The sequence below is a fragment of the Vibrio sp. S17_S38 genome, from assembly GCF_014694375.1.
GTDB lineage: Bacteria > Pseudomonadota > Gammaproteobacteria > Enterobacterales > Vibrionaceae > Vibrio.
Map to the genome: position 1 here is coordinate 66,261 of NZ_JAAUWW010000001.1, position 12,119 is coordinate 78,379.

Below are 12,119 nucleotides of genomic sequence, written 5' to 3' on the forward strand. Positions count from 1 at the left end.
ACTCGGTGGTCCTAAAATACGACGAGCGGCCTAAGCCGCTCGGTAGACAACACCTGCTAACAATACCCGAAACAAGAAAAAAAACCTATAGCCAAAGCCTCCCAAGATGCAGATTTGAACGCATCCTGACAGCAATCGTACAAATTTTGTTTTATCGGGTTTGAATCACAAGCTGACTAGATTGTTTTACCTCTTCCATCACGACATAAGTACGAGTGTCATTTACACCCGGAAGACGAAGAAGAGTATCACCAAGTAACTTACGATAGGCGCTCATATCCGATACACGCGTTTTCAGTAAGTAATCGAAATCACCTGAAACTAAATGACATTCTTGAATATCATCTAGCTTCTGTACTGCCGTATTAAATTGTTCAAATACATCAGGCGCACCACGGTTTAGAGTGATTTCTACGAAAACTAGTAGTGAAGCATCAAGATACTGCGGGTTAAGTAAAGCCGTATAACCGGTAATATAACCTTGACGTTCTAAGCGACGAACACGCTCTAGACATGGTGTAGGAGAGAGCCCTACTCTTTTAGACAGTTCCACATTTGAAATGCGACCATCTTTTTGTAATTCATTTAAAATGTTGCGGTCAATCCGGTCCAAATCCTTAGACGGTTTTTTATAATTATCTGACATTAATTCCACCTTAATTACGTCCCTGCAAAATGTACTCTGTTTTTATTTCTGTTGTCTTAATATCTATACTTAAAGCACTGAAAGCGAAGTTTCAAATACAAACGATATTCTCAGTATCAAATATTACTGAAACACTACTATACTTCATTTTTATCCGATGAATAACCTAAAAATAGGTATATAAACCAATAAAATCGATATAACAAGGACACAAACACGCTTAACCACCTGATCTTGGTACCACCATAAAAAATAAACCCAGAGGAATGGCTACCTATTTCGTTTTTGTGCTTGTATGAGAATATTTCTCGGCGTGATATCACGCGTACAAAATAGGCTCAGACTCACCAAATAACCATCTTGTTCTAACCTTAATGCCTTGTCATACACCAGCCACATTTCTAATGCGCGGCGAAACACTTGCTGGACCAAACTCACTCTCTCCATTTGTATAAACCTCTGCTCTCCCCTGACTAAGCTAATATCAAGATCATCTAAGGGTAAACACAACTGTTTATTCTGATATGAGGGCTGTTGATTAGCCCAGCAGCAGAAATGCTCAAAACCTAAACTTAATTCAGATTTTTTAATACTGGGTAAAGGTGTATATTGTCGCTCTCCTAATTCTTCTCGCAACAAACAATCTACCGCTAAACGATATGTCATTTCTTGTCGTCGGTGCAATTGCACTCTTTTACCACCCGTCACGGTTTCTTGTAGTGGGATCCGCAATTCATTTTTAGATAATAGCAAAGAAGACTTTTTGCCAAGTACAGACAAAGCTTGATAAGTATCGAATTGCGTTAAGTGGTAACAACAAGGAGAAATGGTCAAAGCTGATAGATCAACATCTTGAGCTAATTCTATTAAATGTGCATGTAAATCACCACATGCGTGTAAAGCAACCGCATGCTGATTTGGCTTCATAATTAGCTTCACTTCCTGTGATAAAGCATCACCCTGTACAAAACTCATCATTAATTGGCGCTTATCGGCTAGCACTTGCCCTGAATGACAAAGCGAGTTCTGCCATTCTAAACTGGTAACCAAACGTTGAGACTGTTGTGCTATTACTTGCCCCAAATATCCTTTCCCCGCACACCATTCAAGCCATTCACCTGAATCATCAGGAAATTGCATTTTTAACGCAGCCCACCCCATAGCGCAAACTTGTTGCCATTTACGGCCAGGAATTCCTACATCAAAACCTTGAGGTAACACTAATTCTTCCGATTTCAATAGTTCTAATTGACATAAATCGACTACAAAATTTAACTCAGGAATATAAGGTGTAAGTAACGCGATGAGATCCGAGGTATCCTGCTTAAGTCGAAAAATATCATTTTCCGTTAATTCATTTAAGAATTGACACAGTTCAGGATGAGTCTGTTGCCACGGTAAATCTAAATGAAAACTTTGTTGGAACGGCTCAAATCGCCATAGATTGGATGTTTTTTGTAAGAGACAATCCAGATCTATAAATTGATTAGATAGTTGACTATCCACGCTAAAATACCGCCTTACTTTATAACCAATGACATCGGTATAGTTTCAAAAATAGTCAAATCACTACCGAATAAGTAAAGAAAGCAGCGTTCCAAAACCAGAGTACGCTGTGATAACATCACGCCATCAAATATTTTGAATAGGCTTATCGCTATTATGTCACATCAGCTCCTCTCACCTATCCACTCATTCTTACAGTGCACCACACCGGATGCATGGGTTGAGAAAGCTAAACAACCAGAGCAGCTTCGCTCACTACTGATTGATCATTGTAACTGCGAGCTAAAAGCTGCGCAAACGGCAATGTTTTTGCTCCGAAAGTATGCTGTAACCCAAGAAAGTGCAGCCATAATTATGCAGTGGGCGAAACCTTATGAAGATTATGTTTATAAGTGCATTCGAGATATAAGTTTCCCAGAAAAAAGCATCATGCAGTCAGCCAGTTTAGCCGTCAAAAAGAACACACCATATGGACGAGATTTAGTCGATAACATGGTCAGGCTTATCAAAGAGGAGTTTCATCATTTCGAGCAAGTACTCGAGATAATGAAAACTCGCGATATTCCATACCAAAATATGACTGCTGGCTCATATGCTAAAGGGCTAATGAGTATGGTTCGTCACTACGAGCCTGAAGCGTTAATTGATAAGCTCATTATTGGGGCTTATATTGAAGCAAGATCATGCGAGCGCTTCGCAAAATTAGCGCCATTTTTGGATAATGAGCTAAACAGCTTTTATGTTTCACTATTACGCTCAGAAGCTCGTCACTATCAAGATTATTTAAATCTTGCTAAGAGTATTGCTGATGGTGATATTAGCGAACGAGTAGCCCTGATAGGTCAGCATGAGGCCCAATTAATACAACGACCAGATAAACACTTTCGATTTCATAGTGGTAGCCCCACTCAAATCTAATAACTATCCTCCCAATATTAAGTCATTATTTCACTTGCCAGAGACTCAATAATCAAGCATCTTTAAATTATTAAAGCATTAACTTCAAATAGATGAATATGTGCTCAGGTATGATCTCTTTTGCAAAGCTGTAGCTTTAAGTAATATGAGTATATATGGATGATAGGAATAACGGATGAAATTACAACAGCTTAAATATTTAAGTGCCATCGTAAAAAACGATTTAAATATCTCATTGGCATCTCAAAGTTTATTCACCACTCAACCAGGTGTAAGTAAACAAATCGGCTTACTTGAGTCTGAGTTAGGTTTAAAGATTTTCGAACGTAAAGGTAAACATTTAAATTCCATCACACCAGAAGGAAAATTAATTTTAAATGAAGTGGAAAAGATGCTCGAGATTGAAAGTAAAATTCTCGAAATATCAAAAACATTCGTGAATCCTGATAATGGCTGCCTTAACATATATACCACGAATACTATCGCTCGTTTTATATTACCCGATACCGTCAATAAATTTGTCAAACGTTACCCACAAATCACCTTCCATATAGGGTCAGTACAACCTGATAAGAATGGATCTTTGATTCCTAAAGGACATTCTGATTTTTCTATTGTCGCTCAAGATGTCAAGCCTGAGTCGAACGCCATTATTTTACCGGCTTACCTATGGAGAATGTCACTGGTTGTTCCTAAAAACCATCCTTTGGCCACTAAATCCAAAGTCACTTTAGACGATATTTCACAATATCCAATAATTAGTTACGAAGCAGGTTCAACCGGTAAATTAGTACAAGAAAAAGCCTTTTCAGAAAGAGGATTGACTCCCCATTACTTTATGACAGTTATGGATGTCGATGTGATCTTAAAATACGTCAACTTGAATTTTGGTGTTGGTATTGTGGCATCTGTTGCCGCCAATAATATCCATGATGACAATATTGTGACTATTGATATTGATGAACTTCCATCTTGTAGTGCGTGGATATGCTTTAGTCGCAATATTTTCTTGCAACGGCATACTTATGATTTCATCGAACATTTCTGCCCACATCTCACGCGAGAAACGATGGAAAAAATTGTGGTAATGAATGATTTAGAGATTAAGAAGCTCGCCGAGAATTTTGTGCTGCCTGAATATTAAAAACCAACAATATTATCCCAATCAGCACTACCCAATAATAAAGAAACCCCAATGATAGCTAAATCACTGGGGCTTCTTTTATTTCGAGCTAAATAATATAACTTTATTCAGATTCTTTCTTAGGTTTTTTACGTTTATCCGTGATTTCCCACTTACCGTTATTATATAAAGCGGTCCATCCTGTCGGTTTCGCATCCACTTCAGAGCGCACATAATGCTCTTTCGATTTACGACTAAAACGCACGACAGTTGGTAAACCATCAGGATCAGCTGCAGGTGCGCTGGCTAAATATTGGAATTTAGGCGAAATACGGTCTTTGTATTCAGCTATTTCCGCCACTAAAGGTGCGCGAGTTTCACGAGATTTAGGGAAATTACTCGCAGCCATAAATAAGCCAGATGCGCCATCACGTAATACAAAATAAGCATCTGAATTCGAACAAGGCAGCTCTGGGAAATGCACTGGATCTTCTTTCGGTGGTGCGACATCGCCATTACGTAAAATCTTACGGGTGTTTTTACAGTCTTCACTGGTACAACCCATATATTTACCAAAACGGCCATTTTTCAACACCATATCTGAGCCACATTTGTCACATTCAACCAATGGACCGTCATAACCTTTTGGCTTAAATTCACCAAATTCGACCACATAACCATCACAGTTTGGATTATTACCACAAACATGCATTTTACGCGTGTCATCGATTAAATAGGCATCCATTGCGGTTTCACAAATCGGGCAACGTTTTTTAGCACGAAGTGCCGCAGTCTCAACATCTTCTTCAAGAACGTTAATAATACCATCTTCATCACCTAAATTGATCGTTGTCTTACAACGCTCTTTCGGTGGTAAAGCATAACCAGAGCAACCGAGGAATACGCCAGTTGATGCGGTACGAATTCCCATTGGACGAGAACAAGTCGGGCATTCAATGTTGGTTTCAACAATCTTATTTGGTGTCATGCCACCTTCGGATTCATCTAAATCAGCTTGATCCAAATCAGTGGTGAAATCATTGAAGAAATCATCAAGAACTTGTGTCCAAGTAATCGAGCCTTCTGCTATCGAATCGAGTTTTGCTTCCATCCGTGCGGTAAAGTCATAGTTCATCAAATCATTGAAACTACCATCTAATCGGTCTGTAACAATCTCACCCATTTTTTCAGCATAGAAACGGCGCTGCTCTACTTTGACATAACCACGATCTTGAATCGTTGAAATGATAGAAGCATAAGTTGAAGGGCGACCAATGCCTTTTTTCTCCAATTCTTTTACCAATGCAGCTTCGGTAAAACGGGCTGGCGGCTTAGTAAAATGCTGTTTAGGATCGAGTTGTTGCAAGGCTAATGTGTCACCAACACTCACCGCAGGCAAGATCAGATCTTCATTTTTGCCCATTGGACGTTGAACACGTGTCCAACCGTCAAACTTTAGAATACGGCCTTTCGCTTTGAGTGTGTACTCATCGGCTTTGACACTAACCGTAGTTGAGTCATATTTTGCCGGCATCATTTGACATGCAACAAATTGATTCCAAATTAATGAATATAATTTATGCGCATCGGCTTCCATACCTTGCAGATCATCTGTTTTGACATCAACACTTGAAGGGCGTATTGCTTCATGCGCTTCTTGTGCACCCGCTTTACTACCATAAACCAGTGCTTTTCCCGGGAGGTAAGCGTCACCGAATTCAGATTGAATAAAGCCGCGGCAAGCCTCTACAGCCTCTGAACTCAAATTAGTTGAGTCAGTACGCATATAAGTGATGTAACCACCCTCATAGAGCCTCTGAGCGAGCATCATGGTCTTTTTCACGCCATAACCTAAGCGTGTACTAGCAGCTTGCTGCAATGTAGACGTGATATAAGGCGCAGACGGCTTACTTGAAGTTGGACGATCTTCACGTTTACAGACTTCGTATTTTGCTTTTTCTAATACCGATAACGCCGATTTTGCTTCGGTTTCATTGACAGGCTTAAATGACACGCTATCTTTTTGCGCGACTAATAAACGAAAATCTGTTTTATCCTGAGTTTTTGTATCAGCATGAATATCCCAAAACTCTTCAGGAATAAATGCATTGATTTCACGCTCACGTTCCACCAGCAGTTTTACAGCCACAGATTGAACCCGACCAGCTGATAAGCCTCGTGCCACTTTCTTCCAGAGCAGCGGTGAAACCATAAAGCCAACGACACGATCGAGAAAACGACGAGTCTGCTGCGCATTGACACCATCTATATTGAGCTCGCCTGGAGTTTCAAATGCTTGCTGAATGGCATTTTTTGTAATTTCGTTAAATACTACTCGTTTATAGCGTGAATCATCACCACCGATGATCTCACGAAGGTGCCACGCGATGGCTTCTCCTTCGCGATCCAAATCGGTTGCGAGATAAATGCAATCTGCATCTTTGGCAAGTTTTTGTAATTCAGCAACCACCTTTTCTTTACCGGGTAGGATTTGATAGTTCGCTTCCCAGCCATTAAAAGGGTTAATACCCATTTTTTTAATCAAGGCGGTCTTGTCTTTCTCTTTTTTAATACGAGCTTTGTCTTCTGGGCTCATACCTTTGGTTGAGATAGCCGCTGCTTTTTTACCACTGCTCTGACCGGCAGTGGGTAAGTCACGCACATGACCAACACTCGACTTAACTACAAAATCTTTTCCAAGATATTTGTTGATCGTCTTTGCTTTGGCTGGTGACTCCACGATAACAAGAGATTTACCCATAACTAATTCTAAACATCCTCATCGGCTGCATTTTTTATTATCTGCATGCACTTTTATAAAACTGCTTCTTTTTTTACTATCGAGTGAGTTTTGAATAAGATCAACCTGTTTTTTCATTTTTCGTACTAAATGCTCGACAACTAAGCAAAAAAGCCACTTTCATTCAAATACGCTAAACGATGATCTAACTCAATACTTACCGCTAAGTTTTATTTAACTTCATAAATTTTTCGCTTTACACTAAAGCAAGTAAGGTTTGATATTCATCACTTCCAATCTACAGGCAGATTTATTATGACTGAGAAAAAAAGCATTTCTGAATTAGAGCTTCTTATGATTGCCAATCAAGTAATTCAAGAAAATGAAAACTATATCGAAGGTATGCGCGCTACTTCCGTGACCGAAAAAGATGATGTGCTGATTTTTAAAGGTGAATACTTTTTAGATGCACAAGGCCTACCGACAGCCAAAAGTACTGCGGTATTTAATATGTTCAAATACCTCGCTTTGCACCTTTCAAAAGAATTTACGTTAGAGCATACAGAGCATTAATCACTACAAAATACTAATCGTTACAGAACATTGAATAATTAAATTTACGACAAAAATACCCCCAACGTTACGCTTATAACGATTGGGGGTACTTCAAATCAATTTAACATTTTGATATTAGTATTTAATGCCTATTTATCCTTTATTTAGACTTACGTAAAAAGATAGACCAGAACCAAATACCGACAAACACACTACCACCAATAATATTGCCAATCGTAACCGGAATCAGGTTATTAACAATAAAATCCACTATATTCAAATCAGCAAACTGGCTTGCAGTTGTACCCGTCATTTGCCAAAAACTATCTGGTGCAAACGTTTTAATACCAATCGCAAATGGGATTTGAAACATATTTGCGATGCTATGCTCAAAACCTGAAGAGACAAACATGGCAACAGGTAAAATCAAAATAAGCATTTTATCGGTTACGGTACGTCCGGCATAAGACATCCAGACACCAATACAAACCAATAAATTAGCCATAATGCCAAGGGCAACCGCTGAAGCAAAGCTGTGGTGCATTTTATGCTGTGCGATGTGCATAGCATTCAAGCCAATGCCACCGTTATCACTCATGTATTGTTGAGCGACAAGCATAATACCAACAAGAATTAAACAGCCAACAAGGTTACCAAAATACACTTGAATCCAATTTTTAACTAACTGGCTCCATGTAATCAAACCACTCGCTTTCGCCACCACCGTCAAGGTCGAACTGGTGAATAATTCGCTTCCGGTGACAACCACTAAAATCAAACCAAGGCTGAACGCTATACCACCAACAAAATGTGAAAGTCCTGGTGCAATATCTTGAGTACCACTTGTCACTGTCGTGTAGAAAATAAAGGCAATACCAATATGCATACCAGCGGTAATGGCAAGCATAAAGGTTTTAAAAAATGGCTTCTTTACTTTATAAGCGCCAGCTTCTGCGGCTTTTTGTGCCATCTCTGCTGGCATTAACGATTCAAATTGATTGTTTTCCATATTTTTCTCGTAACATTTTGATACAAACCGATGGGCGAAAGTCGATCTTGCGCTTTGTAGTATTCAAATTCAAGTCCCTATATCGGTCTCTAACAAGCTTATACTTTTCAAACTTTCATTAGAAATGCTCGGAAATTGGTATCAAAAATAAATAATACGCCATAAAAAGGGCACAAAAGTACAGAAATGCAATATTTCATTTTATAAAAAAGCTCACTATCAAGTGAGCTTAATTACATAAAGGTTGATATAAATCAGTTTAACTCTAAGGAGGTAGATTAAATAATCGGCCTTTGACCACGTGATAATAACTTCAAAAAGACATTATCTGCTGTTTTAGCCGCTGTGCCTGCAAATTTATCCGATAATTTTTTCTTTTTCACATAATGCAGAGCTAGAACCGCTTTATCTTTTGTTGCCTCAACAATCAGATCATCAGAAGTTTTAATTTCATCAACCAATCCTAATTCCAATGCTTTAGAACCAAACCAATGCTCACCTGTGGCAACTTTTTCTAAATCTAAAGCCGGGCGATGCTCATGGATAAAATCTTTAAATAACACATGCGTTTCTTCTAACTCAAGTTTGAATTTTTCACGAGCCTTATCACTATTCTCACCAAACATGGTAAGCGTTCGCTTATATTCACCTGCAGTTAATTGTTCAAATTCAATATCATTTTTCTTCAACACTTTATGGAAATTAGGAATTTGAGCAATAACGCCGATAGATCCCACAATAGCAAAAGGTGCTGAAACGATTTTATCAGCCACGCATGCCATCATATAACCACCACTTGCGGCAACTTTATCAACTGAAATAGTCAACGGTATGTTCGCTTTCTTTAAGCGATCAAGTTGAGATGATGCCAAACCATAACCATGCACCATTCCACCGCCAGTTTCGAGCCTCAGTAACACTTCATCGTCAGATTTAGCGACAGATAAAATAGCGGTAACCTCTTCTCGTAAACTACTCACTTCCTTTGCATCAATACTGCCATTGAAATCCAAGACAAACAAATGAGGTTTACGTTGGCTAGTTAGCTCGCCTGATTTAGCGGCTTTTTTCGCTTGTTTAGCTTCTTGTTTAAGTTTTTCTTTTTCGACTTTAACTTCACTTTTATGACGAGCTTTTAAATAAGCTTCATCATGTATATGCGCTTCCAATTGTGAAATTGTATTATCAATCTTTTCACATAAATCGGTAACTTTAAGCTCACCACTTGAGTTTGCTCCTTTACCACCTAAAGTCTTAATGCCAATAATCAATGCAATTACCGCAACAACAAATGTCACAACCTTGGCTAAAAATAATCCGTAATCCAACAAAAATTCCAATGTCATTTCCTCATATACAATCAATTGGTGTATTGTATACCGAAACAACTTAAGGTGCAGCGTCTGCCTAAAATAAAGCGTAAAAGAACGCACCTAACCATACTCAAATATAGATAAATTTAAATAGGGCTAGAAATCTCCTATTTTCACAATTCAATTTATCTCGCCCGAGATCACAGATCTGTCAGAAGGAAAACTTTGTGAATTATAACGTCTCTGCCAATGCGCTCGTCAATAAAGTCATTTTAGTCACTGGAGCTGGTGATGGTATTGGGAAAGAAGCCGCTTTGCATTATGCCCAATCTGGCGCTACCGTAATTTTACTAGGGCGAACCGTAGCCAAATTAGAAGCTGTGTACGATGAAATTGAAGCAAAAGGTTATCCTCAAGCCGCGATCATTCCTCTTGATATGCAAGGAGCAACTAAACAGCACTACATTGATATGGCATCCACCATTAAGCAACAATTTGGCCGATTAGATGGCATCTTACACAATGCCAGTATGCTAGGCGTCCTGACTCCATTTGAACAAATTGAAGAGTCTACTTTTGATGAAGTCATGAAAATTAATGTGAAAGCGCAGCTACTAATGACTCAAGCTGTTTTACCCTTAATACTTCTTTCAGATCATGGCCGTATCGTATTTACCTCTTCAACAGTTGGGCATGTTGGTAAGGCTTATTGGGCAAGTTATGCTATTTCTAAATTTGCTACCGAAGGTATGATGAAAACCTTAGCTGACGAGTTAACCGACACTAATGTAAGAGTGAACGCGATCAATCCAGGTGCAACTCGTACTAAAATGCGGGCTTCAGCTTATCCGGCTGAAGATGCTTATTTATTAAAAACCCCCGCAGAAATCATGCCGCTTTACTTGTATTTAATGTCCAATAAATGCGTAGCCATGCAGGGACAATGTATTGACGCTCAGCCTAAATAACCTAAATTTGGAATAATTTATCAACCGGTTAAGATAAAACAACCACGGCAGTAATTGTCGTGGTTGTTTTTTATAAGCAGAAATAAGAATAAATACCAAATAATGTGATAATTACCCTTCATTTACCTTCAATAATAAATCGCCATTATATAAAGCCTGTTTAATCAATGCTGCGCCCGGCATTGTGGTTTGAGTATAGAAACGACTTTCTACTAATGGAATTTCTCGGTGTTCAGGGTAAAGTGTTTGTTGGCTTAGAGTATCAAGGATCACTGGATAGAGGATTGATTTAGCTTGATTTAAAGCTCCGCCTAATAAGATTTTCTCGGGACTGAAAATATTAACCATCATCGCGATGCCCTTTCCAAGATCTCGACCTAGCTGTTCAATGACTTGCACCGCCAATACATCATTATTCAACGCAGCGCTGCAAATCGTTTCAATTGTAATGTTATTAATATCCAAAATGGATGTTACACCAGCTTTTAATTCCTCAATGACAAACTCACAGACCGACTCAGCCGATGCCACAGTATCTAAGCAGCCTTTTTTACCACAGTGGCAAGTACTTCCATTGGGATCAATTTGTATATGACCCAGCTCACCAATATTGCCGAAGCGATTATAAATAAGCCGCCCATTAACAATTACTCCTGCACCAACCCCTTGAAAGTTACTAAGCAATAATGAGTTATCCACTTCCTGAGAGTGTCCAAATAACATTTCAGCTAGAGCCCAAGCACTCAGATCATTCGCAATAAAAACTGGAAGCCCTGTTTCTTCGTAAATAGCAGGACCCAAGGCAAGTTTCTCAATGTGATAAAAAGGCATTTGAATCACCATACCTTGAGAGAAATCGACTAATGCAGGTAAGGTTAAAGCAATACTGGTAACACGCTCAACTTGAGCTGAAAACGTTGAAAAAAACTGTTCTATTTCAAGAAGTATTCTTGATAGCAAGGAGATTTGATCTCTCTCTTCAATGACCACACGATGCTCAACTAAGACCTCTGCACCCAATCCATGTAAAGCAATAATTAAATATCCCTTACCTAACCGGATAGAAAGAAATTGCCAGCCTTCATTATTAGTTTGCAATCCAACCGCTGGCCGGCCTCGGCTCGTCGTTTCTTGTACTACTGTTTCATGTATTAAGTGGCCATCCATAAGCTCACGTGAAATTTTAGTAATACTTGCCGGAGCAAGGCCGCTAAGCTTGGACAAATCAATACGCGATATTGGCCCATATTGATCGATTAATTTATATACACGCCCGCTGTTTACTTGCTTTATTTGATCAATATGACCAGGTTGAGCCATGTACATAACGTACTCCTAATA

10 protein-coding genes are annotated in these 12,119 nt (G+C 39.0%); 4 read left to right on the forward strand and 6 right to left on the reverse strand.

The features are described from left to right. Positions 1-151 precede the first annotated feature (151 nt). Together lrp and HC725_RS00320 are read right to left on the reverse strand one after the other, a co-directional pair. Positions 152-646 (reverse strand): leucine-responsive transcriptional regulator Lrp, encoded by a 495-nt coding sequence (gene lrp / locus HC725_RS00315; protein ID WP_190329770.1) that lies wholly within the window; start codon positions 644-646, stop codon positions 152-154. Positions 647-916: 270 nt separating this feature from the next. After that, positions 917-2,152: a methyltransferase gene (locus tag HC725_RS00320; RefSeq protein ID WP_190329771.1), complete on the reverse strand. Its 1,236-nt coding sequence runs from the start codon at positions 2,150-2,152 to the stop codon at positions 917-919. Between the two features lie 156 nt (positions 2,153-2,308). Here HC725_RS00320 and miaE point away from each other — a divergent pair, with 156 nt between their 5' ends. Together miaE and HC725_RS00330 are read left to right on the forward strand one after the other, a co-directional pair. Then, positions 2,309-3,070 (forward strand): tRNA isopentenyl-2-thiomethyl-A-37 hydroxylase MiaE, encoded by a 762-nt coding sequence (miaE, locus tag HC725_RS00325; protein ID WP_190329772.1) that lies wholly within the window; start codon positions 2,309-2,311, stop codon positions 3,068-3,070. Between the two features lie 175 nt (positions 3,071-3,245). Further along, positions 3,246-4,214 carry a LysR substrate-binding domain-containing protein gene (locus HC725_RS00330; protein WP_190329773.1) on the forward strand — a complete coding sequence of 323 codons (969 nt, stop codon included), beginning with the start codon at positions 3,246-3,248 and terminating at the stop codon, positions 4,212-4,214. Positions 4,215-4,317: 103 nt separating this feature from the next. On the opposite strand, the gene topA is transcribed toward HC725_RS00330, so the two are convergent. Further along, positions 4,318-6,954: a type I DNA topoisomerase gene (gene topA / locus HC725_RS00335; RefSeq protein WP_190329774.1), complete on the reverse strand. Its 2,637-nt coding sequence runs from the start codon at positions 6,952-6,954 to the stop codon at positions 4,318-4,320. A 294-nt stretch (positions 6,955-7,248) separates the two neighbouring features. On the opposite strand from topA, the gene HC725_RS00340 reads away from it, so the two are divergent. Continuing rightward, on the forward strand, positions 7,249-7,506 hold the full coding sequence (locus tag HC725_RS00340) for a DUF2498 family protein (protein ID WP_190329775.1): 258 nt from the start codon (positions 7,249-7,251) through the stop codon (positions 7,504-7,506). Positions 7,507-7,648: 142 nt separating this feature from the next. On the opposite strand, the gene focA is transcribed toward HC725_RS00340, so the two are convergent. Continuing rightward, positions 7,649-8,497 carry a formate transporter FocA gene (gene focA, locus HC725_RS00345; RefSeq protein WP_190329776.1) on the reverse strand — a complete coding sequence of 283 codons (849 nt, stop codon included), beginning with the start codon at positions 8,495-8,497 and terminating at the stop codon, positions 7,649-7,651. A 278-nt stretch (positions 8,498-8,775) separates the two neighbouring features. Continuing rightward, positions 8,776-9,837: a protease SohB gene (sohB, locus tag HC725_RS00350; protein ID WP_190329777.1), complete on the reverse strand. Its 1,062-nt coding sequence runs from the start codon at positions 9,835-9,837 to the stop codon at positions 8,776-8,778. A gap of 200 nt (positions 9,838-10,037) precedes the next feature. On the opposite strand from sohB, the gene HC725_RS00355 reads away from it, so the two are divergent. Then, positions 10,038-10,778: a YciK family oxidoreductase gene (locus HC725_RS00355; protein WP_190329778.1), complete on the forward strand. Its 741-nt coding sequence runs from the start codon at positions 10,038-10,040 to the stop codon at positions 10,776-10,778. Between the two features lie 111 nt (positions 10,779-10,889). Here HC725_RS00355 and mlc read toward each other — a convergent pair whose 3' ends face one another. Further along, positions 10,890-12,104, reverse strand: coding sequence for a sugar metabolism global transcriptional regulator Mlc (mlc, locus tag HC725_RS00360; protein ID WP_190329779.1), 1,215 nt, complete (start codon positions 12,102-12,104; stop codon positions 10,890-10,892). Positions 12,105-12,119 lie beyond the last annotated feature (15 nt).